The organism is Stenotrophomonas sp. RIT-551 (genome assembly GCF_026241915.1).
In the GTDB taxonomy this organism is placed as follows: Bacteria; Pseudomonadota; Gammaproteobacteria; order Xanthomonadales; family Xanthomonadaceae; genus Stenotrophomonas; species Stenotrophomonas bentonitica_A.
On the sequence record NZ_JAPJIU010000001.1, the window covers coordinates 272,006 to 293,183 of the forward strand.

General features: G+C 67.1%; 24 protein-coding genes and 2 tRNA genes. 15 read left to right on the top strand and 11 right to left on the bottom strand.

The window, feature by feature from the left end; translation table 11 throughout:
- The first annotated feature begins 33 nt into the window (after positions 1 to 33).
- The 3 genes from trpD (at position 34) to ORK51_RS01180 (ending at position 2,642) form a co-directional block, all read left to right on the top strand.
- Positions 34 to 1,071 (top strand): anthranilate phosphoribosyltransferase, encoded by a 1,038-nt coding sequence (trpD, locus tag ORK51_RS01170; protein ID WP_070426112.1) that lies wholly within the window; start codon positions 34 to 36, stop codon positions 1,069 to 1,071.
- A gap of 63 nt (positions 1,072 to 1,134) precedes the next feature.
- Positions 1,135 to 1,929, top strand: coding sequence for an indole-3-glycerol phosphate synthase TrpC (gene trpC / locus ORK51_RS01175; RefSeq protein WP_019185311.1), 795 nt, complete (start codon positions 1,135 to 1,137; stop codon positions 1,927 to 1,929).
- A complete protein-coding gene (locus ORK51_RS01180) occupies positions 1,926 to 2,642 on the top strand; it encodes a haloacid dehalogenase-like hydrolase (RefSeq protein WP_070426110.1) in 717 nt (238 codons plus the stop codon). Before trpC ends, ORK51_RS01180 begins: the two co-directional genes overlap by 4 nt.
- A gap of 50 nt (positions 2,643 to 2,692) precedes the next feature.
- On the opposite strand, the gene ORK51_RS01185 is transcribed toward ORK51_RS01180, so the two are convergent.
- The gene (locus ORK51_RS01185) at positions 2,693 to 3,454 is read right to left on the bottom strand and encodes a sulfite exporter TauE/SafE family protein (RefSeq protein ID WP_019185313.1); all 762 of its coding nucleotides are present in this window, start codon (positions 3,452 to 3,454) and stop codon (positions 2,693 to 2,695) included.
- Between the two features lie 123 nt (positions 3,455 to 3,577).
- A complete protein-coding gene (gene crp, locus ORK51_RS01190; protein ID WP_019185314.1) occupies positions 3,578 to 4,243 on the bottom strand; it encodes a cAMP-activated global transcriptional regulator CRP in 666 nt (221 codons plus the stop codon).
- A gap of 170 nt (positions 4,244 to 4,413) precedes the next feature.
- On the opposite strand from crp, the gene speD reads away from it, so the two are divergent.
- On the top strand, positions 4,414 to 5,208 hold the full coding sequence (gene speD / locus ORK51_RS01195) for an adenosylmethionine decarboxylase (RefSeq protein ID WP_019185315.1): 795 nt from the start codon (positions 4,414 to 4,416) through the stop codon (positions 5,206 to 5,208).
- A 172-nt stretch (positions 5,209 to 5,380) separates the two neighbouring features.
- Complete coding sequence (sugE, locus tag ORK51_RS01200) at positions 5,381 to 5,698, top strand: quaternary ammonium compound efflux SMR transporter SugE (protein WP_046273055.1); 318 nt, start codon at positions 5,381 to 5,383, stop codon at positions 5,696 to 5,698.
- An 81-nt stretch (positions 5,699 to 5,779) separates the two neighbouring features.
- Here the strand turns inward: sugE and coq7 are convergent, their stop codons facing one another.
- Positions 5,780 to 6,424, bottom strand: coding sequence for a 2-polyprenyl-3-methyl-6-methoxy-1,4-benzoquinone monooxygenase (gene coq7, locus ORK51_RS01205; RefSeq protein ID WP_019185317.1), 645 nt, complete (start codon positions 6,422 to 6,424; stop codon positions 5,780 to 5,782).
- Between the two features lie 181 nt (positions 6,425 to 6,605).
- Here coq7 and rplM point away from each other — a divergent pair, with 181 nt between their 5' ends.
- Complete coding sequence (rplM, locus tag ORK51_RS01210) at positions 6,606 to 7,034, top strand: 50S ribosomal protein L13 (protein ID WP_017354548.1); 429 nt, start codon at positions 6,606 to 6,608, stop codon at positions 7,032 to 7,034.
- Positions 7,035 to 7,036: 2 nt separating this feature from the next.
- Complete coding sequence (gene rpsI / locus ORK51_RS01215; protein ID WP_019185318.1) at positions 7,037 to 7,429, top strand: 30S ribosomal protein S9; 393 nt, start codon at positions 7,037 to 7,039, stop codon at positions 7,427 to 7,429.
- Positions 7,430 to 7,685: 256 nt separating this feature from the next.
- Here rpsI and ORK51_RS01220 read toward each other — a convergent pair.
- Positions 7,686 to 7,760, bottom strand: a tRNA-Gln gene (locus tag ORK51_RS01220).
- Between the two features lie 49 nt (positions 7,761 to 7,809).
- A tRNA-Met gene (locus tag ORK51_RS01225) sits at positions 7,810 to 7,886 on the bottom strand.
- Between the two features lie 121 nt (positions 7,887 to 8,007).
- Between ORK51_RS01225 and ORK51_RS01230 the strand changes: the two genes are divergently transcribed.
- The 3 genes from ORK51_RS01230 (at position 8,008) to bfr (ending at position 9,577) form a co-directional block, all read left to right on the top strand.
- Positions 8,008 to 8,637 carry an RNA pyrophosphohydrolase gene (locus tag ORK51_RS01230; protein WP_266083551.1) on the top strand — a complete coding sequence of 210 codons (630 nt, stop codon included), beginning with the start codon at positions 8,008 to 8,010 and terminating at the stop codon, positions 8,635 to 8,637.
- Between the two features lie 116 nt (positions 8,638 to 8,753).
- Positions 8,754 to 8,960, top strand: coding sequence for a (2Fe-2S)-binding protein (locus ORK51_RS01235; protein WP_019185320.1), 207 nt, complete (start codon positions 8,754 to 8,756; stop codon positions 8,958 to 8,960).
- A 146-nt stretch (positions 8,961 to 9,106) separates the two neighbouring features.
- Positions 9,107 to 9,577 carry a bacterioferritin gene (bfr, locus tag ORK51_RS01240; protein WP_070426108.1) on the top strand — a complete coding sequence of 157 codons (471 nt, stop codon included), beginning with the start codon at positions 9,107 to 9,109 and terminating at the stop codon, positions 9,575 to 9,577.
- 1 nt (position 9,578) lies between these two features.
- Here bfr and ORK51_RS01245 read toward each other — a convergent pair whose 3' ends face one another.
- From ORK51_RS01245 to ORK51_RS01255, 3 genes are read right to left on the bottom strand one after another with little or no spacing between them, the layout of a single operon-like run.
- Positions 9,579 to 11,843 (bottom strand): ATP-binding protein, encoded by a 2,265-nt coding sequence (locus ORK51_RS01245; protein ID WP_429000601.1) that lies wholly within the window; start codon positions 11,841 to 11,843, stop codon positions 9,579 to 9,581.
- A gap of 53 nt (positions 11,844 to 11,896) precedes the next feature.
- On the bottom strand, positions 11,897 to 13,780 hold the full coding sequence (locus ORK51_RS01250; RefSeq protein ID WP_429000594.1) for an EAL domain-containing protein: 1,884 nt from the start codon (positions 13,778 to 13,780) through the stop codon (positions 11,897 to 11,899).
- Between the two features lie 33 nt (positions 13,781 to 13,813).
- On the bottom strand, positions 13,814 to 14,440 hold the full coding sequence (locus tag ORK51_RS01255; protein ID WP_019185324.1) for a DUF4126 domain-containing protein: 627 nt from the start codon (positions 14,438 to 14,440) through the stop codon (positions 13,814 to 13,816).
- Positions 14,441 to 14,621: 181 nt separating this feature from the next.
- Here ORK51_RS01255 and ORK51_RS01260 point away from each other — a divergent pair, with 181 nt between their 5' ends.
- The 5 genes from ORK51_RS01260 to ampE all read left to right on the top strand — a co-directional run bounded on the left by ORK51_RS01260 (position 14,622) and on the right by ampE (position 18,270).
- Positions 14,622 to 15,371 (top strand): DUF6776 family protein, encoded by a 750-nt coding sequence (locus tag ORK51_RS01260; protein WP_019185325.1) that lies wholly within the window; start codon positions 14,622 to 14,624, stop codon positions 15,369 to 15,371.
- A 4-nt stretch (positions 15,372 to 15,375) separates the two neighbouring features.
- Positions 15,376 to 15,837 (top strand): bactofilin family protein, encoded by a 462-nt coding sequence (locus tag ORK51_RS01265; protein ID WP_019185326.1) that lies wholly within the window; start codon positions 15,376 to 15,378, stop codon positions 15,835 to 15,837.
- 54 nt (positions 15,838 to 15,891) lie between these two features.
- The gene (gene erpA / locus ORK51_RS01270) at positions 15,892 to 16,281 is read left to right on the top strand and encodes an iron-sulfur cluster insertion protein ErpA (RefSeq protein ID WP_019185327.1); all 390 of its coding nucleotides are present in this window, start codon (positions 15,892 to 15,894) and stop codon (positions 16,279 to 16,281) included.
- Between the two features lie 69 nt (positions 16,282 to 16,350).
- Positions 16,351 to 17,256 (top strand): NAD(+) diphosphatase, encoded by a 906-nt coding sequence (gene nudC / locus ORK51_RS01275; protein WP_070426105.1) that lies wholly within the window; start codon positions 16,351 to 16,353, stop codon positions 17,254 to 17,256.
- Between the two features lie 120 nt (positions 17,257 to 17,376).
- Complete coding sequence (gene ampE / locus ORK51_RS01280; protein WP_266083560.1) at positions 17,377 to 18,270, top strand: regulatory signaling modulator protein AmpE; 894 nt, start codon at positions 17,377 to 17,379, stop codon at positions 18,268 to 18,270.
- A gap of 9 nt (positions 18,271 to 18,279) precedes the next feature.
- Here the strand turns inward: ampE and ORK51_RS01285 are convergent, their stop codons facing one another.
- The 3 genes from ORK51_RS01285 to ORK51_RS01295 all read right to left on the bottom strand — a co-directional run bounded on the left by ORK51_RS01285 (position 18,280) and on the right by ORK51_RS01295 (position 21,162).
- Positions 18,280 to 18,699, bottom strand: a complete 420-nt coding sequence (locus ORK51_RS01285) for a DUF2752 domain-containing protein (RefSeq protein WP_266083562.1) — start codon at positions 18,697 to 18,699, stop codon at positions 18,280 to 18,282.
- The gene (locus tag ORK51_RS01290) at positions 18,699 to 19,058 is read right to left on the bottom strand and encodes a CD225/dispanin family protein (protein ID WP_019185331.1); all 360 of its coding nucleotides are present in this window, start codon (positions 19,056 to 19,058) and stop codon (positions 18,699 to 18,701) included. The genes ORK51_RS01285 and ORK51_RS01290 overlap by 1 nt, the downstream gene beginning before the upstream one ends.
- A gap of 214 nt (positions 19,059 to 19,272) precedes the next feature.
- Positions 19,273 to 21,162, bottom strand: coding sequence for an MFS transporter (locus tag ORK51_RS01295; protein ID WP_046273059.1), 1,890 nt, complete (start codon positions 21,160 to 21,162; stop codon positions 19,273 to 19,275).
- Positions 21,163 to 21,178 lie beyond the last annotated feature (16 nt).

Consider the following 21,178-nt stretch of genomic DNA (forward strand, 5'->3'; position numbering starts at 1 on the left):
GCGCGCCGCACCTGCATCACAAAGGACCCCCGCATGACCTTCTCCCCCCAGGAAGCCCTGCAGCGCACCATCGAGCACCGCGAAATCTTCTTCGACGAAATGGTCGACCTGATGCGGCAGATCATGCGCGGTGAGGTCTCGCCGGTGATGACCGCCGCGATCCTGACCGGCCTGCGGGTCAAGAAGGAAACCATCGGCGAAATCGCCGGTGCCGCCACCGTGATGCGCGAACTCGCGCTGGCGGTGCCGGTGGAGGACAAGGCGCATCTGGTGGATATCGTCGGCACCGGCGGCGATGGCTCGCACACCTTCAACATCTCCACCTGCGCGATGTTCGTGGTGTCCGCGGCCGGGGCCAAGGTGGCCAAGCACGGCAACCGCAGTGTCTCCTCCAAGTCCGGCAGTGCCGATGCGGTCGAGGCGCTGGGCGCGGTCATCGACCTCACCCCCAACGAAGTCGCGCGCGCGATCACCGAAACCGGCATCGGCTTCATGTTCGCGCCGATGCACCACCCGGCGATGAAGGTCGTCGCGCCGGTGCGCCGCGAAATGGGCGTGCGTACGATCTTCAACATCCTCGGCCCGCTGACCAATCCGGTCGGTGCGACCAATGTGCTGATGGGCGTGTTCCACCCGGATCTGGTCGGCATCCAGGCACGCGTGCTGCGCGAACTCGGTGCCGAGCGCGCGCTGGTGGTGTGGGGTCGTGACAACATGGATGAGATCTCGCTCGGTGCCGGCACGCTGGTCGGCGAGCTGCGCGACGGCAAGGTGCGCGAGTACGAGATCCATCCGGAAGACTTCGGTATCGCGATGTCGGCCAGCCGCAACCTCAAGGTCGACAGTCCGGAGGAATCCATCGCCATGCTGCGCGGCGTGCTCGACAACCAGCCCGGCCCGGCGCTGGACATCGTCGCCCTCAACGCCGGCGCCGCCCTGTATGTGGCCGGTGTCGCCGACAGCATCGCCGATGGCCTGGCCCGCGCGCGCGCGGTGCTGGCCGATGGCAGTGCGCGCTCGCGGATGGAGCAGTACGTGGCCGCCACCCGCCGCATCCGCGGGGCCGTCTGAGCCCGCGTTTTCAGAATTCAGCGGGGCTGGCCGATAATGGCCGGCCTCCAGGACCCCAATGACATGAGCGACATCCTCGATACCATCCTGGCCCGCAAGGCCGAAGAAGTCGCCGCACGCCGTGCCCAGGTGCCGCTGGAGGCGCTGATCGCGCGCGTGGAGCAGGCCCCGCCGGTGCGGGGGTTCGCCGATGCGCTGCGCGCCTCGATCACCGCCGGCAACCCGGCCGTGATCGCCGAGATCAAGAAGGCCAGCCCGTCCAAGGGCGTGATCCGCCCTGACTTCCATCCGGCCGATATCGCGGTGAGCTACGAGTTCGGTGGCGCCAGCTGCCTGTCGGTGCTGACCGACGTGGACTTCTTCCAGGGCAGCGATGCCTATCTGCAGCAGGCCCGGGAGGCCTGCACGCTGCCGGTGCTGCGCAAGGACTTCGTGATCGATGCCTACCAGGTGTATGAAGCGCGCGTGCTCGGCGCGGACTGCATCCTGCTGATCGTGGCTGCTTTGGACGACCGCCAGCTGGCCGAGCTTTCCGACCTGGCCATGCAGCTGGGCATGGACGTGCTGGTGGAAGTGCACGACATCGACGAGCTGGAGCGTGCCATCCAGGTGCCGGTGCCGCTGATCGGCATCAACAACCGTAACCTGCGCACCTTCGAGGTCTCGCTGCAGACCACGCTGGACATGCGCCAGGCCGTACCGCGCGACCGCCTGCTGGTCACCGAAAGCGGCATCCTCGGCCCGGCCGATGTCTCGGTGATGCGTGAGGCCGGGGTCAATGCGTTCCTGGTCGGCGAGGCCTTCATGCGCGTGGAAGAGCCCGGCGAGGGCCTGCGTCAGCTATTCTTCAGCGCATGACAGCGATCTACCCAACGCCGCGCGACGACGCCCCGCTGGTGGTCTTCGATTTCGATCACACCCTGTATGACGGCGATTCCGGCAGCCATCTGTTCGCCTGGCTGATCAAGCGCAACCCGCTGCGGCTGCTGGCCGCCCTCATCGCCACGCCGCTGCTCGGCCCGCTGGTGGCGTTCCTGCCGACCCGGCGCCGCGGCATCTCCGGCTATGTCTGGATCGCCACGTTCGGCCTGCACCGGGCGCGCGAGTTCAACAAGGTGATCGACCGCTACGTGCTCAAGCACGAGGCCGACATCCGCCGCCGCCTGCTGCCGGTCGCGCTGGAGGTGTTTGCCCGCCACCGGGCCGCCGGTGACCGCGTGGTGGTCGCCACCGGTGCGCCGCCGGAACTGGCCCGCGCGATCCTGGCCTTCGTCGCCCACCAGGGCGTGCCGGTGATCGGCAGCGAGGTCGGCCCGTTCCTGGGCGCGGTCATCGCCACCCGGCACTGCCACAACGAAGAAAAGATGCGGATGCTGCGCGAGCGAGGGTATGGCGAGATCGACGTCGCCTACTCCGACAGCAGTGCCGACCTGCCGCTGCTGCTGGCCGCGGCCGCGCCGGTCGTGGTCAATCCCAAGGCCTCGCGGGTGGCGTACTTCCGCCAGGTGCTGCCACCGGGTACCCCGGTGCTCAACTGGGGCTGCGTGGACCGGGCCGGCGACCCGGTCTGATCCGGCGCTGAAAACGCCCGGGAAGGGCTGAAAAGCGTGTCGCGTCCGGCTCAGCCTGCGCGCCACTGCACGATTGCGTGGCTGATCTGGAACAGGCTGATGCCCAGGACCAGCACGCCGACGGCGATCAACACCCAGCGTTCCTTGACGTTCTTGACCAGAATCGCGGCGATCGGCGCGGCCATCATGCCGCCGATCAGCAGGCCGGCGACGATGTTCAGGTACTGCACGCCCATGGTCAGCAGGAAGGTGATCGACACCGCGAGGGTCACCACGAACTCGGCGGCATTGACCGTGCCGATGGTGGTGCGGGCCTTTCCGCCGCGGGCGAGCAGGGTGGAGGTGGCCACCGGCCCCCAGCCACCGCCGCCGCTGGCATCCAGCAGGCCGGCCACGAAGCCCAGCAGCGGGACACGCTTCACTTCCTGCGCCGGCAGCATCCGCCCGGCCGCGCGCAGCAGGATGAAGATCGCCAGCACCAGCAGATACATATAGATGAAGGGGCGGATCACGTCACCGGGCAGCTGGGTCAGCACGTAGGCCCCCACCACACCACCGACCGCGCCGGGCAGGGCCAGGCGCAGGAACAGCCGGCGATCCACATTGCCGGCGACCAGGTGCGACACCCCGGAGGCGCCGGTGGTGAAGACTTCAGCGGTGTGCACGCTGGCGCTCACGGCTGCCGGCGGCACGCCCATGCTCAGCATCACCGAGGAGGACACCAGCCCGAAGGCCATGCCCAATGCGCCATCGACCAGCTGTGCGCCCAGGCCGATCAGGATGAACCAATAGAATTCGCTGCCAAGTTCCATGCGAACAGCCTAGCGGCAAATGGGCAGGTAGTGCCGGCCGTTGGCCGGCCACCTCGTCCAGGTCGACGGGCAAGGGGGGATCTGCATGGTTGCCGGCCAGCGGCCGGCACTACGCGGGCAGGATCAACGGGTGCCGTACAGAACGACGGTCTTGCCACGGGCATGCAGCAGCCCGTCGGTCTGCAGCTTCTTCAACACGCGGCCGGCCATTTCACGCGAGCAACCGACCAGGCGCGCCAGCTCCTGGCGCGAGACGCGCAGCTGGGTGCCCTGCGGGTGGCTCATGGCCTCCGGCTCGCGGGACAGGTCGTGCAGGGTCCGCACGATGCGGTCGGTCACGTCCAGGAAGGCCAGGCGGCTGGCTTTCCTGCTGGTGTCGAGCAGGCGCTTGGAGAGCTGCTGGCCGATCGAGTAGAGCAGCCGCGGGGCATCGGCGGAGAGCGGGCCGAGGAACAGCTGATGCAGGCGTTCATAGCTGATCTCGGCCAGTTCGCACGGGGTGCGGGTGCGCAGGATCACCTCGCGGCGGTCCGATTCCACGAACAGCCCCATCTCGCCGACGAACTCTCCCGAGCCGAAGTAGCCCAGCACCAGCTCACGATCGTCATCTTCCTCAGCCATTATTGAGACGGAGCCGCTGATGACGTAGTACAGGGTGCCTGCCGGATCCCCGGGACGGAACACGTCGGTACGGGCGGGATAACGGCGGCGGTGGCTGTGGGCCAGGAAGCGATCGATTGTTGCGATATCCAGGGCCAATGGACTTGTGGCAAGGCGCACAGTTGACACGTTGAGGCGCTCCGATTGCTCATGAAGAATTCACGGCTATGTGCCGGGAGCTTAACGATCCGAATTGTTAAGGGCAAACCGAGCACAGCTACTCGTTTCAATGCAAGTTTCGCCCCCGATCACTTTGCCCCATAATTACTTCTTTCCCACCACACACAGGATCGACCGCCGTGGTCAAGCCGTTGCCTCGCCTGAGGTTGCAGGGTTTCAACAACCTCACCAAGGCGCTGAGCTTCAACATCTATGACGTCTGTTACGCCCGCACCGAAGAGGAGCGTCAGCGTTACATCGAATATATTGATGAAGAGTACAACGCCGATAGGCTGACTCAGATCCTGACCGACGTTGCCGAGATCATCGGCGCGAACATCCTGAACGTGGCCCGCCAGGACTACGATCCCCAGGGTGCGTCGGTGACGATCCTGATCTCGGAAGAGCCGGTGATCGACAAGAAGCAGGCCGGCAAGGAGCTGATCTCCGACGCCGTGGTCGCCCACATGGACAAGAGCCACATCACTGTCCATACCTATCCGGAAACCCATCCGCAGGAGGGCATCGCCACGTTCCGCGCGGACATCGATGTGGCCACCTGTGGCGTGATTTCCCCGCTGAAAGCGCTGAACTACCTGATCGAGAGTCTGGAATCGGACATCGTGATCATGGACTACCGCGTGCGTGGCTTCACCCGTGACGTGAAGGGCAAGAAGCACTACATCGATCACAAGATCAACTCGATCCAGAACTTCCTGGCCAAGAACATCAAGTCGCGCTACGAGATGTTCGACGTCAATGTCTATCAGGAAAACATCTTCCACACGAAGATGCACCTGAAGGACTTCGACCTGGACCAGTACCTGTTCGAAGAGAAGGCCAAGAACCTGTCGTTCAAGGAACGCATGAAGATCGAGGCGCTGCTGCGTCGTGAGATCGAAGAGCTGTTCCACGGGCGCAACCTGGCCGAGTAAGGCACACCCTGCGATGTCGTCCGGGCCTGGCCCCGGCCGACCTCGTCCAGGCGGGACGGCCCGCCCTGTGGAACCGGTGTTTGCGCAAAACCGGGTTCCACGGCAGCTACCGACGACGGTCCGGTGTGAAAACACCGGGCCGTTTTGTTTTTGTTAACCCAAGGAATCCCCCATGCCCTGGATCTATCTTCTCGTGGCCGGTCTGTTCGAGATCGGCTTCGCCATCGGAATGAAGTACTCCGAAGGCTTCAGCAAGCCCCTTCCCACGCTGGCCACCGTCGCCGCCGCCCTGGTCAGCCTCTACCTGATGAGCCAGGCCATGAAATCCATTCCGGTCGGCACCGCCTATGCGATCTGGACCGGGATCGGCGCACTGGGCGTGGCGATGCTGGGCATCTTCCTGTTCGGCGACAGCGCTTCGCCGTCGCGGCTGGCCTGCATCGCGTTGATCGTGGCCGGGGTGATCGGGCTGAAGCTGGTCTCGGCCTGATCGTCGCCCGGCCAACGGTCGGGCGCTACCGCTGGCTTTCCGCGCCACCGCGGCAGGTATCGACCGTTGGTCGATACGCCGTTACAACCGGTACGCGATGGTCTTCATGACCTTGGAGGCCAGCGCCATCACCGATGGGATCGGGGCGGGCAGCCTGCGCGCGCCGGCATGCTCGGCGTGGTCGGCGTGGCGGGCCTCGTCGATCTTCATCACCTTGATCACCTCGCGGCTGCGCAGGTCGGCCGGCGGCAGGGTGTCCAGGTGTTCGTCCAGATGGGCTTCCACCTGGCGCTCGGTTTCGACCACGAAGCCCAGGTTCCAGCCGTCACCGCGCAGGCCGGCCAGGGTGCCGATGGTGTAGCTGCCGGCATACCAGATCGGGTTGAACAGGCTGGGACGGCTGTCCAGTTCGCGCAGGCGCTGGGCGCACCAGGCCAGATGGTCGGTCTCTTCCTGGGCCGCATCGAGCAGGTGGGCGCGGGTTTCCGGCTCGCGGGCGACCGCGGCCTGGCCAAAGTACAGGCCCTGGGCGCAGACCTCGCCGACGTGGTTGATGCGCATCAGGCCGGCGGCGTGGCGGCGCTCGGGCGCGGCCATCTGCACGTCCGGGGTGCCCTCGGCGGGGTAGGGGCGGCTGGCCGGCGGATTGCCGAACACCGTATCCAGGGCCCGCTGGGCTTCGGTCAGCAGGTGGTCGAGCGGGGTGATCTGGCGGAGCGCGGTCATGGCAGGCGGTGTCGCGGCGGGGGACCGTCGATTCTCGCCCCATGGGGCCGGTGTGCCAAGCCGGGATCGGGGTCAACTTGCATGTGGTGGGGATGGCCAGTACAATCCCGCCTCTTCACAACGCGTGGCAGAGTTCCGGCCGTACTGCGCCGTAATGAGCCCGACCTACTTGAGTTCTTTCATGAGCACTTTCACTGCAAAGTCCGAGACCGTCCAGCGCGACTGGTATCTCGTCGACGCTTCCGGCAAGACGCTGGGCCGTCTGTCCACCGAGCTGGCCCGCCGTCTGCGCGGCAAGCACAAGCCGGTCTATACCCCCCACGTTGATACCGGTGATTACCTGGTTGTCATCAATGCAGAAAAGATTGCCGTCACCGGCAACAAGCTGCAGGACAAGCTGTACCACCGCTTCACTGGCTACATCGGCAACCTGAAGACCGAAACTCTGGCCCAGGCGCTTGAGCGCCACCCGGAGCGCGTCATCGAGACCGCCGTCAAGGGCATGCTGCCGAAGGGCCCGCTGGGCCGCGCCATGTACCGCAAGCTCAAGGTGTACTCGGGTTCCGAGCACCCGCACGCCGCTCAGCAGCCCCAGGTTCTGGATATCTAATCATGGCTATCACGCAAAACTACGGCACCGGCCGCCGCAAGTCCTCCACCGCCCGCGTGTTCCTGCGCAAGGGCGCCGGCAACATCACCGTCAATGGCCGTCCGCTGGACGAGTTCTTTGGCCGTGAGACTGCACGCATGATCGTGCGTCAGCCGCTGGAACTGACCAAGAACACCGAAACCTTCGACATCATGGTCACCGCTGCTGGCGGTGGTACCACCGGTCAGGCCGGTGCGATCCGTCTGGGCATCGCCCGCGCGCTGATCGAGTACGACGAAACCCTGAAGTCCGAGCTGCGCAAGGCTGGCTTCATGACCCGTGACGCCCGTGAAGTCGAGCGTAAGAAGGTCGGCCTGCACAAGGCACGTCGCGCCACCCAGTTCTCCAAGCGCTGATCCATCGCGCCTGGCGTGGGATCCTTCGGGATCCCCCTGGGAGGTACGCAAAAGCCCGGCTTCGGCCGGGCTTTTGTCGTTTTCGGGGGTGGGTGTCCCCTCCAGGGGCGCGCGCCGTCAGGCGCGGGGATGTGGCAGGGGAGGGTCGGCGCCCATACCTTGCTGCGCAAGGTGTGGGGTCCGGGCGCTTCGCGCCCGGACAAACGCCCAAACAAACAGAAAAGGCCGATCTTTCGATCGGCCTTTTCTGTTTGTTTGGCTGCCCCGGATGGATTCGAACCACCGAATGCCTGAGTCAGAGTCAGGTGCCTTACCGCTTGGCGACGGGGCAAAATGTGCGTGCAATTATTGCACTTTCTCCCTGAAAAACCAAGCGAACTTGGTGGCTATGGGTGGACTCGAACCACCGACCCCAGCATTATGAGTGCTGTGCTCTAACCGGCTGAGCTACATAGCCTCAGGGAGCCGGTAATTCTGGAGATGTATCTGGAATCTGTCAACACTTTTTCACCGCGCTTGTGAGTGGGCAGCGGGCGTGGCACAGTCCCGATCAGTAGATTTTTCTAGGAGTCCGCATCGTGATCGATCCGGACGGCTATCGACCGAACGTCGGTATTGTGCTGATGCGGCAGGATGGGCAGGTTTTCTGGGCACGACGCGTGCGCCGGGATGGCTGGCAGTTCCCGCAGGGCGGCATGAACACCGACGAGACGCCTGTCGAAGCCATGTATCGCGAGTTGCAGGAAGAGACCGGGCTGTTGCCGGAGCACGTTGAAGTGCTCGGGGCGACGCCGGGTTGGCTTCGCTATCGGCTGCCGGCACGGGCCATCCGCCGCAATGAACGGCAGGTCTGCATCGGCCAGAAGCAGGTGTGGTTCCTGCTGCGGCTGGCCGGGGACGAATCCCACGTCACCCTGGACCATACCGACAGCCCCGAATTCGACCAGTGGCGTTGGGTCGACTTCTGGTACCCGGTGGAGCACGTGGTGATGTTCAAGCGGGGCGTCTACGCACGCGCCCTGCGCCATCTGGCGCCGCTGGCCCGGGGAGTGGCCGGGACGGGGGTGGAATCGATGCCGAAATCCGCCCAGGAAGCCTGGATGCCCGGCAATGCGGCCGGCCACGACCGGCCACGCAAGCGCACCACGCCCAAGCGGGGCGTCGGCTACTGGCCGCGCAAGACCAAGGGCGAGCCGGGCGCGGTCTGAGCAATCCCGGTGGCCGTGAACCGTATCGAGAATGATTCAGGTTCGAAATTGACAACCATTCTCGTTTCGATTGGAATAGCAGCAGGCCGATCCGGGCCTGCCTGCCGAGTCCGCACGTGTACGTCTGCATCTGCAACGGGGTTACCGACCATCAGATCCGTGAAGCCGCCCAGAGCGGTGTCGCGAGCGTGTCCGAGTTGACGATGCGCACCGGCTGCGGCGCCACCTGCGGGTCCTGCCTGGACATGGCGGCGGACCTGCTGGCCAAGTTCAGCGCCACCCACGATCTTCCCCTGCCGGTCCTGGGCCTCCAGGCCGCCTGACCGGGCGGCGTGCCCGCGAGCCGCCGGCCGCCCAGGGTGGGCTTGCCACCCTTCTGCCGGGTCGCAACTGAGCACGATTCGCGTTCCTTCATGCTCCCGCGCGACGCGCTACAGTGCCCGCGATTCCACGCAGCAGGAGCACGCTCATGAAGGGCGACGCGAAAGTCATCGAATTCCTCAACAAGGTCCTCTACAACGAGCTGACCGCCATCAACCAGTACTTCCTGCACGCCAAGATGCTGAAGAACTGGGGCCTGAAGGAGCTCGCCGATCACGAGTACAAGGAATCGATCGAAGAGATGAAGCATGCGGACATCCTGTCCGACCGCATCCTCTTCCTCGAAGGCCTGCCGAACTTCCAGGCACTGGGCAAGCTGCGCATCGGCGAGAACCCGGCCGAGATCCTGCAGTGCGACCTCGCCCTGGAACGCGATGGCGTGGTGACCCTGCGCGAAGCGGTGGCCTATGCCGATTCGATCGGTGACTACGTCAGCCGCCAGCTGTTCGTGAAGATCCTCGAGTCCGAGGAAGAGCATATCGACTGGCTGGAAACCCAGCTGGATCTGATCGAGCGCATCGGCGAACCGAACTACCTGCTGACCAAGATCGAAGACTGAGTCAGCCCTGCAACGGGGCGCGCAGGCGGGCGTGATAGCCGCCCAGCGCGATCCGTGCACGCGCGAACTCGGCGATCAACAGCGCCACCGCGACCGCGGGGCGCTCCAGCGTGCCGGCGCGGGCATCGTGCTCGATCCGCCAGGCCGCGGCCGACAAGGCCATCGCACCCACATTCGCACTGGCGGATTTGAGGCTGTGCGCCAACGCGCGCAGCTGGTCCAGATCCGCGGCGACCGAGGCGTCCTGCAGCTGCCGGATCAACGGTGGCGTGTCATCCAGGAACACGCCGATGATGCGCGCGGTGTCGGCGCCGACTACCTCCAGCAGTTCATCCAGCACCTCCTGATCGAGCACCGGGGCCGGCGACTCGTCGCGGGTCGGCGAAGCGGCGGGCGGAGCCGGCGCGTGCTGAGGCAGGGACGGTGGCTGCACTGCCGGGTCATCGGCCATCGCACTGCCCCAGCGCGCCAGTACGGCCTGCAGCGTTTCGCGGTTGATCGGCTTGGACAGGTAGTCATCCATGCCGGCCTGCAGGCAGCGTTCGCGGTCGCCGGCCATCGCGTTGGCGGTCATCGCCACGATCGGCAACCGTGCGGTGCCGCGCGGGGCCTCGTGCGCACGCCAGCGGCGGGTGGTGTCGTAGCCATCCAGCACCGGCATCTGGCAATCCATCAACACCACATCGAATGGCCGCGCGTGCAGCGCCGCCAGCGCCTGCTCGCCCTGCGTGGCGGGCTCCACCTCGCAGCCCAATACCTGCAGCAGGCGTTGGGCGACCAGCAGGTTCACGCGGTTGTCCTCCACCAGCAGCACGCGCAATGGGAACTGCGGCAGGGCCATGGGCGAGCCGGCGTACTCCACCTCGGCCAGCAGCGCGGCCGGCCGGGCGCTGGCGACCACCGGCCTCAGCAGTGCATGCAGCTCGCTGTCTGCAACCTGCCGCGGCAGCGCCGGTCCCGGGCCGAGGGCCTCGGGCGCGGGTGCCTCCTCGCCGTACAGCCACAACAGCTGCGCTCCGGCATGCCGCTCGTTGCCGGCCAGCGCCTTCTGCAGCGCCTGGGTGCCGTGACGCAGGCCGTCAGTGTCGGCGATGACCCAGGCCAGCACCGGGTCGATGCCGGGGCGCTGCGGCGCGCGCAGGGCGTCGATCGCTTCGGCGGCGGTCTCCACCGTGTGCAGGCGCAGGTCATGGTGCTGGGCCACGCGCTCGATGCGCAGGGCCAGCAACGCATCGCGCGTGATCAGCAGGGCGCGGCGCACGGTGCCGATGGCGGGCAGGTCGCCGATCACCTTGAGCAACGGGATCTCGAACCAGAACGTGGCGCCCCGCCCGGGCGTGGAATGCACGCCGATGCGGCCGTGCATGAGATCGATGATGCGCTTGCAGATCGCCAGCCCCAGGCCGGTGCCGCCATACAGGCGCGTGGTCGAGGCATCGGCCTGGCTGAAGGACTGGAACAGGCGCGCCTGCAGGGCGTCATCGATGCCGATGCCGCTGTCGGCGATCTCGAACCGCAGCTGGTGCTGTGCGTTGGTCTCGCCCTGGCGCTGCACGCGCAGCCGGATCTGGCCGCGCTCGGTGAACTTGATCGCGTTGACCAGCAGGTTGCTGAGCACCTGGCGCAGCCGCACCGGATCGCCGCGAACCGACAGCCGCACCGCCGGGTCCAGCTCGAGCGACAGCTGCAGGCCCTTGGGATCGGCGGCACGCTGCATGAGCTGCACCAGTCCTTCCAGCAGCTCGCGCAGGTTGAACGTGGTGATCTCCAGGTTCAGGCCCCTGGCTTCGAGCCGGGAGTAATCGAGGATGTCATCGACGATGCGAAGCAGCTGCTGCGAGCTGGTTGCGGCGGTCTGCAGCATCTGCCGCTGGTCACTGCCGAGCTGGCCGCGCGCGATCAGGTCCAGCATCGGCAGGATGCCGTTGAGCGGCGTGCGGATCTCATGGCTCATCGTGGCCAGGAACTCACCCTTGGCCAGCGCCGCGGCTTCGGCGGCCTGCTTGGCGCTGAGCAGTTCCTGTTCGAGCTGGTTCTGCTGCTGCCGGCGTTGTTGAAGGTGATCGCGCTCCAGCAGCAGCGACTCGCTGCGCTGCTGCAGGGTGTGGAGCTGATCCTGCGTCTCCCGCCAGCGACGCACCGCCTGCAGCGCAGCCAGCAGCGCCAGCACGCCGGTGCCCGCGGCGATGTCGATCCAGGGGCCATTGGCGCCGATCCGTGCCATCACGCCGGCGGTCGCGCAGGCCGCGGCCGACCCGGCGGCGATCCACAGCGAGGCCGGGGTGGGCGAGGGGGCTGGCCGTCCGTGGCGTCCCATGCTCAGAGCACCGAGTTCTGGAAGTCGAAGTTCAGTTCGCTGCCGGCGGACTGGACCATGTTGCCCTGGATGAAATCAACGCCGCTGATCCACATCGCGGCCGCGGCCTGCGGATCTTCGATCTGCTGGCCGATGATGCGCAGCCCGGCGCGGTGCGCCCGGTCGATCGCCGCGCGCAGTTCGTCGCGGGTCTGCTGGTTGGCATGGCTGTGGGAGAAGCGCGCGGCCATGCGCACATACGCCAGCGGCAGCTGCGCCATCAAGGCGTTGGCCTCATCGCCCGGCTCGAACTGGCTCAGGCAGAAGCGCACGCCGGCTGCATGCATGCGCGTGCAGAACTGCTGCAGGGTGACGGTGTGGATCAGGGCATCAGGCAGGCGCACGTCGATGACCAGCGCGCTGCCGTCGATCTGGCGGCTGGCCAGCGACTCCAGCAGCCAATCGCCGAACGCATCGCGGGCCAGCGTGCGCAGCGACTGCGAGACGAACAGGTGCAGCGGTTGTGCGGCGTGGCGATACAGATCCAGCAGGCCCAGTGCGTGGTCGAGCACCTGCTGGTCAAGATCGGCGATGCGCCCGGCCGCTTCGGCCGCCGGAATCACCTGGCCGGCGGCCAGCACACTGCCATCGGCCTGGCGCAGCCGCAGCAGCACCTGGTACTGCGCGGTGTTGCCGCCGGCGACGGCGACGATGGGTTGATAGGCCAGTTCCAGTTGCCCTTCCAGCAACGCAAGATGTTCCTGTGCGGCCACATCTTCGCGACGCACATAGGCGGCCACGCCGGCGGTCAGCAGGCGCGCCTGCAGCGTCGTGCGTTCGACCGCTTCCAGCGCGCTGCCCGCATCGGAGAAGCCCGGCGAGAGCTGGGCATGGCCGACCACGCCCCGCAGGTGCACCGATTCGTCATCGCGGATCACGAACGCGCGCGTGGACAACTGTTCGCGCAGCGCGTGCGCCATCGTATCCAGCGTGTCCTCGTCGGCATCGCGGGCCAGGACCAGGAAGCTGTTGTCGTTCAAGCGCGCTAGCAGGTGCGGTTGCGCGGCATCGGCCAGGCGTTGGCCGGCCTGGGTCATCAGCCGTTCGAAGGCGGCATAGCCATAGCGTTCGCGCAGGCCGAGCGCACTGGCGATCTCGATGAAGAACAGGCCGCCGCGATCGCGGTGCGCGAGCGAGGTGCCCAGCTCCTGCATCACGTGATGGCGGGTGGGCAGGCCGGTCTCGGGATTGTTCATCGCCGGCGCACCCGCGTTGCCCGCCTGCGAGGCGGCCTGCGCACGGGCGCGGCGGATCCGGTTGGAGACGGCCGCGATCAGGTGGCGCGGGCGGATCGGCTTGCTGAGGAAATCATCGGCACCGCTGTCGAGTACCTCGAACTGGCGCTCCGGATCCGGGTCGCCACTGAGGAACACGATCGGCAGCAGCTGCTGGCCAGGCTGCTGGCGGATCAACGCGGTCAGGCGCATGCCGTCCAGGCCGGGCAGGTGCAGGTCCATCAGGATCAGGTCGGGGCGATGCTCGGCGATGGCCTGCTGCACGCCTTCGGCATCGCCGTGCACCAGCGCCTGCATGCCGGCGCCGTGCAGCACGCTCTGTGCGAACAGCGCCTGCGAGCGGTCGTCTTCGACGATCAGGACGCGGTACGGCGAATCGATGCCTGGCGGCACCAGGTCGCTGGCATCGGTGGTCATTGGCGGCAGCAACGGCGGCGGGCTGGCCGGCACGGGATTGAGCGCGACGACATTGCTGTGCGGCAACGCGGCGGGCGTGGCCTGGCGTTGCCAGCGCTGCCAGTGCTCGGCCGGCGGCGTTTCAGCGCGCACGGCGCGGGCGGGTGCAACAACGTTGTCGTGAACGGCCATCCGTACTCCCAGTCTGCGCCGCAATTATGCGATGAACGCCCGGAGGCAGGGCGCGCCTTACCGGGGCAGGGTGCCCGGTTTCACCTGCGTCTGCCCACTGTCGGCCTGGCGCATCAGCCAGCGCATCCCCTTCCACAGCGTCCGCCAGATCATCCACACGATCAACGCGCCGATCAGGCTGCACGCCACCACCAGGATCAGCGCCAGCCACGGGTGCGCCAGTGCGAGCGCCAGCCCGCCGACCACCACGGTGTCTTCGGCCGCCGAGGCGACCCAGTTGCTGGCCGGTTCGGGCGAGGTGTTGAGCAGGGCACGGGTGCCGGACTTCAGCCCGTGGCTGGCCAGCGCCACGCCGGCCCCGGCCACCAGGGCGGTACCGCTGAGTTCACCGCTGGGCGAGAGCGTGGCCGCGGCCAGGAACGCACCTGCCGGTACCCGGGCCAGGGTCTGGACCAGGTCCCAGACTGAATCGACCCCGGGGATCTTGTCGGCGAAGAACTCGGCGATGGCCAGCGCGGCCGAGGTGCCCAGCACCCACCACGATTCGGTGGCCTGCAGCGCGGGCGGCAGGTCGACCCAGCCGAGCAGGCCGGCCAGCCCCACGCCGAACACGGTCAGGTACACGCGGATACCGGCCAGCCAGGCCAGCAGGATGCCGATCACGAACAGGTGGGCCTCGGTCATGGCACGCGCTCCGGTGGCAGAATGTGCACAGGCGCACACTATCGTGGATGACGTCCATGAACGCTACTGCCCGGATCCCGAGCCTGCGCGGACAAGGCCTTTCCCCTGACTTACACTAGCCCGTCGTTCCAGACAGGGGCCGTTGCGACAGCGCCGGCAGGCGCGGTCGCCCAGGACTGCCATGAATAAGCCCACACCTTCCCGCATCCAGATCCGTCGGCCGGGCACGCCGCCCGTGCAGGACCGCAAGCGCCTGCTGGTGCTGGGCGGTGCCTGGCTGCTGTCGCTGATCCTGGCCGCGCTGCTCGGCGCCTGGCTGGGCTCGCCCGGCGGCGACGTCGGCACCCAGCTCAAGGCCGCCGAGACCCGCAACGAGCGCCTCCAGCAGCAGCTCATCGAACTGCAGCAGCGCCAGGCGACCCTGCAGGCCTCCGACCGCATCAGCCGTGCTGCCAATACCGAGGTCCAGGCCTCGCTGGGTGAGCGCGATGAAGAGATCGCCGGCCTGCGCGCCGACGTGGCCTTCTACGAGCGCCTGGTCGGGGCGACCAGCCAGCGCAAGGGCCTGAACACCCATTCGGTGGAGTTTTCGCCGGAAACCGGCGGCACCTGGCAGTACGCCGTGGTGCTGACCCAGAACCTGAACCGCGGGGCGATCAGCCAGGGGCAGATGCGCTTCACCGTGGAAGGCGTCAAGGACGGCAAGCTGACCTCGGTCAGCTGGGACGAGCTGCACCAGCGCACCAAGGTGCCGGGCCAGGACTATTCCTTCCGGTACTTCCAGCAGCTCACCGGCAGCGTGATGCTGCCCCAAGGCTTCACCCCGCAACGTGTGCGGGTCACGCTGGGATCGGGCGCGGGGGGCGCCACCCAGGTATTCGATTGGAAACAGGCCGGGGCACCGGCGGCATCGGCAAAAGAAGGGGAGTAAGCCCATGTTTGGCAGCAACAAGTCCAACCGCGACGGACATCTGGTCGTGGACGCGCTGATCGGCGCGCAGGTGGTGATCCGCGGGGACGTGGAATTCAGCGGTGGCCTGTATGTGGAAGGCACCATCCTGGGCAAGGTGATCGCCCAGGACGGCGCCAGCAACGCCACCCTGACGGTGGCCGAGCACGGCGCCATCGAGGGCGAGATCCGCGCGCAGGTGGTGGTCATCAGCGGCCGCCTGGATGGGGATGTGCACGCCACCGAGCGGGTCGAACTGACCCCCAGCGCCCGGGTCACCGGCAACATCCACTACCAGGTGGTGGAAATGCACGCCGGTGCCCAGCTGACCGGCCGCCTGATCCACACCTCGGCGCAGATGGCCCTGCCGCCGCCGTCCGGGGATGCGGACGAGGGCAAGGGCAAGGACACCGCCGCCCGCAGGAAGCTGGCCGAGGCGATGGCCTGAATCGCGCCGGCGCCACACCTTGAAACCGTGCTCATGCAGCCCCATGCTGGGGGCATGAGCACGCTTGTTTCCCTGCCCGGCGCACCCGCCGCCGCGCCGAACTACCAGTCCCTGGACCGTCCGCTGAACTTCACCGAGGCCGCTGCGGCCAAGGTCAAGGAGCTGATCCAGGATGAGGGCAACGCTGCCCTCGCCCTGCGCGTCTACATCGAAGGCGGTGGCTGTTCCGGCTTCCAGTACGGGTTCGAGTTCGATGAGAACCGGGCCGAGGACGATCTGGCGGTGGATACCGCCGGCGTCACCCTGCTGGTGGATCCGCTGAGCCTGCAGTACCTGATGGGCGCCGAGGTGGATTACACCGAGAGCCTGACCGGCGCGCAGTTCGTGATCCGCAATCCGAACGCGAAGACCACCTGCGGCTGCGGCAGCAGTTTCAGCATGTGATGCGCGCGCAACCGGCCTGAGGGTCGGTTGCCGCTTGCCAGTCCCGCCGAATGTGGGCAGGCTCTTGCGATGTCCAAATTCTCTTCGCAGCTTTCCGGTTTCGCCTTCGTCAGCGAGCCGTTGGAGCGCGCCGATACCCTGCGCGATGACGCTGATGCGTTGTTGCGGCTGTGGCCGGACGCGCGCGTATTGGTGCTCGACCAGGACGGTACCGCACTGGCGGGCAACGACGGCCAGCCCCTGCCACTGACCGGCGCCGAGCTGGGCGGTGGCCCGGGTACCGCGATCTTCCTCGGCCTGCGCGGCGAGCAGGCGTGGTTCTCGATGGAGGCCGCCGGCCTGTCGGTGACGGCCCCGCAGCGGGTCGACCTGCGGCAGTCCGCCGCGACCTGGTCCATCGCCGATTCCACCGCCTTCTGCTACGCCCGTGGCATGTCCTACTGGCAGTCGCGCACCCGCTTCTGCGGGGTGTGCGGTGGCGCGGTGACCTTCAGCCGCGGCGGCTTCGTCGGCCGCTGCGGCCAGTGCGCAACCGAACATTACCCGCGGGTGGATCCGGCCGTGATCGTGGCCGTGGAAAACCAGGGTCGGCTGCTGCTGGGCCGCCAGGCCAACTGGGCCCCGCGTCGCTATTCGGTGCTGGCCGGCTTCGTCGAGCCCGGTGAATCGCTGGAGCAGACCGTGGTCCGTGAGGTGTTCGAGGAAAGCCGGGTGCGCGTGCGCGAGTGCCGCTACCTGGGGACCCAGCCATGGCCGTTCCCCGGCGCGCTGATGCTCGGCTTCGCCGCGACGGCCGAAGACGACGTGCCGACAGTGAACGGCGAGCTGGAAGATGCCCGCTGGTTCACCGCCCAGGAAGTGGGCGCTGCCCTGGCCCGGGATGTCGAGGACGACGGCGAAGGCATCCGCCTGTCCCCGCCGATCTCGATCTCGCGCAGCCTGATCGAGCACTGGTACCGCCAGCAGGTCGCCTGACCGTCGCCTGCCGTTGCCGCAGGCTGAACACGCGGCGCGTTACATTACCTACGGCCCGGGGAATTGCCGGGCCGCAAGGCATAGTAGCGGCGCGTTCCACGTCCCGAGCCGGAGGCTTACATGTTCACCACCCTGGTCGCCGTGCTGGTTGCCTTGGCCCTGGGCCATGTCGCGCCGGGCGCGGCCGTTGCGCTGCGGCGGTTCGGCCTCTACCGGCGCTGGCTGCAGTGGCTGGACCGGCATGCCGCCGAAGACGGCGCCTGGCGCGGACGCAAGGGTGCCTGGCTGGCGGTGCTGCCGTTCGTCGTGGTGCTGGGCCTGATCCAGTGGCTCTTCGACGGTCGGATGTACGGCCTGCCGTCACTGCTGCTGGGCGTGCTGGTGCTGGTGATGTGCTGGGGCCCGCGCGACCTGGACCGCGATGTCGAGGCGGTGATCGATGCCGATGACGCCCATGCGCGTCATCTGGCGATCGCGCAGCTGCAGTCCGCCGGTGGCAGCCTGCACGAAGACGTCCCCTCGCTCGTCGAAGCAACGGTGCTCAACGCGCTGCGGCGCTGGTTCGCGGTGCTGTTCTGGTTCCTGCTGCTGGGCCCGGTCGGCGCGCTGCTGTATCGCCTGCTGGCGTTGCTGGCGGTCGGCCCGATGCGCTCGCTGGCCAGCGTGGAAGCGGTCGCCGGTGCACGCGTGGTGCTGTCCTGGCTCGAATGGCCGGTGGCGCAGCTGATGTCGCTGTCGATGGCGCTGGTCGGCAACTTCGATACCGCATTCAAGGCGTGGCGCGAGGCGCATGGCAACCAGTGGGCCGCCTCCACGCACTTCCTTGGCGCGGTCGCGCGGGCGAGCGTCAGTGCCGAGCTGCGCGAGGATGCGCACGATTACAGCGATGCGGGCATGGTGCCGGTATGGCGTCGGCTGCCGGAACTGCGCGATGCGATGAGCCTGGTGTGGCGCATGCTGCTGCTGTGGATGGCGGTGCTGGCGCTGCTGGTGATCGCCGGCTGGGTCACCTAGCGGTTGGGATCAGCCCGGTGCCAACCAGGTAAACGGCACCCACGGCAGGTTGCGTGCGATCCAGTACGCCGGCAGCAGGATCAGCCAGAAGGCGGGCTTCATCACCAGCGTGATCAGCGGCTGCAGCACGCGTGGGCGCCAGCCCAGCGCCCAGCCGATCACCAGCGGGGCGACGGCCAGCATCAGCATGGCCAAGGGATTCATCGAGAACGCGGCGACCACATCGCCGTGGGCCAGCGCGTGCAGTGCACGCGTCAGCCCGCAGCCGATGCAGTAGTACCCGGTAACGGCCAGGAAGCTGCACGGCGGGAACGGACTGCTGGCGCTGTTGGGGTCGTAGTGCCGCAGCACCCAGAACCCCGCGCCGGCGGCCAAGGCGGCCGGCGGCAGGGCCGCCAGCAACCAGCGCTTGCCGTGCAGCGCGATCATCAGCTGGCGCTTTCGATCTGCTGCTGGAACTGCTGCATCTGCTGCATGTAACCGTCAACGCCCATGAAGGCCAGCGAGATCACGAACAGCACGACGCCGGCGATCAGGAAACCGGTGGTGACCCACGCCCAGATCTTGGCGTTCTTGGAGGCACGACGTGCGCCTTCCAGGTCGCCCTGGTTGAGCAGGCCGTTGACCTTGCTGGCGAACACGATCGCGACCACGCCGGTGACGATGCCCGGGAAGCTCAGGCACGACAGGCAGCACACGAAGAACGCCAGGATGGTGACGACGATCGACCAGATCAGGTGGTTCGGAATGCTGCCCGGGGCGGGCGGCAGGGGGGCGGTGGCATTCATCAGCGAAGCTCCATTTGCTTGGGTGGGTGTGTACGGGATGGATCCGGGGCGAACAACACACGCGATGAGGCACGATCGGCAACAGGTGACACGACGGCAATGTCCGGCATCGAGCGTCCGCCCGCGCCGGCCAGCGCGGGCGAGGTGCCCCGGGCGGTAATCTAACCGATGTACCCGCGTCCATGTATACGGTTACATGCAGGCAGGGCAGGACTCACGCCTGGTCAGCCCGCAGCTGCCGCACCTGTGTCTCCAGCATCGGGGCCGTGGCGACCTCGCCGGCGATCGGTGCCGACGCGACCACCTCGACATGCGCGCGGAACCGACGTGGCACGCGCATCCGGCCCAGGCGCGTGTCGCGCCGGCTCCACATGCTCGACCACATGCCGCGCAGCGCCATCGGCACCACCGGCACCGGGCGGCGCTCGAGAATCTTCTCCACGCCCGACTTGAACGCGCCCATCTGGCCATCACGGGTCAATGCGCCCTCGGGGAAGATGCAGACCAGCTCGCCTTCGGCCAATGCCTTGTCCACCTCGTCGAACGCAGCCTGCATCAGCGCCGGATCCTCGCGTGCACCGGCGATCGGGATCGCCTTGGCGGTGCGGAAGATCCAGCGCATCACCGGGATGTTGAAGATCCTGTAATACATGACGAAGCGCACCGGGCGCGGGATCGTGGCCGAGAGGATCAGCGCGTCCATGTAGCTCACATGGTTGCACACGATCAGCGCCGCGCCCTCGTCCGGCACGTTGGCCTCGATCCCGTGCGGGCGAAGGCGGTACAGCGCGCGCACCATCACCCAGCTGAGGAAGCGCATCAGGAATTCGGGGACGATCGTGAAGATGTAGATCGACACCACGGCGTTGGCGATCGCCAGGGCCAGGAACAGCTGCGGAATGGTCCAGTCCAGCACGCGCTGGGTGAGCAGGCCCAGGCCTGCGGCCAGCACGATGAAACCGGAGTTCTGGATGTTGAGCGCGGCGAACACGCGCGACATCTCCGACTTGGCCGTGCGGCTCTGGATCAGTGCGAACAGCGGCACCACGAAGAAGCCGGTGAACAGGCCGATGCCGATCAGGTCGATGATGATGCGCACGCTGCCGGGCGCCTGTACGAACTGCCAGATCGACAGCCCGGCGGCGGCGGCTTCCCCGACACGTGCGAAGTACAGGTCGAGCATGAAGGCGGTCATGCCGAACGCGCCCAGCGGCACCAGGCCGATTTCCACGGTGCGCCCGGACAGCTTCTCGCACAGCAGCGAGCCGGTGCCGGTGCCGAGCGAGAACAGCGCCAGCGCGAAGATGTACAGCGTGGAGCCACCGCCTAGATTGATTTCGGCGTAGGTGGGCAGCTGCGAGGTCAGCATGGTGCCGACGAACCAGAACCAGGACACGCCGAGTATCGCGTTGCGCACCGCCTTCTGCTTCTTGGCCATGCGCAGCACCGCCAGCGACTCGGGCAGTGGATTCCAGTTGATCTTCAGGTCCGGTGCGCCGGCATCGACCTTCGGGATCATCCGCGCGGTGAGGTTGCCGGCCACGGCCAGTACGATCACCGCGGTCGCGGCGACGATCGGGCCATGGCTGCCCGCCAGGGTGAAGATCAGACCGCCAGCGATCATGCCGGTCAGGATCGACAGCGAGGTGCCCATCTCGACCAGGCCGTTGCCGCCGGTCAGCTCCTCGGGCTTGAGGATGGAGGGCAACACCGAGTACTTCACCGGCCCGAACAGGGTGGACTGCATGCCGGTGCAGAACAGCGCGACCAGCAGCACCGGCATGCTCTCGGTCAGGAAGCCGACCGCGGCCAGCGACATGATCGCGATTTCCATGGTCGTGGTGATCACGATCAGCCGCGACTTCTCCAGCTTCTCCGCGATCTGCCCGGCCAGCGCCGAGAACAGGAAGTACGGCAGGATGAAGATCGCCGGTGCCAGGTTGGTGTACAGCGAGCGCTCTTCGATCGGCGTGCCGAGGAAGAACAGCAGCGCGATGATCGCCTGGCGGTAGACGTTGTCGTTGAACGCGCCCAGCGACTGGACGATGAAAAACGGCAGGAAACGGCGTTGCCTGAGCAGGGCGAACTGACTATGGCCGGACATGGAGACTCCTTGCGAA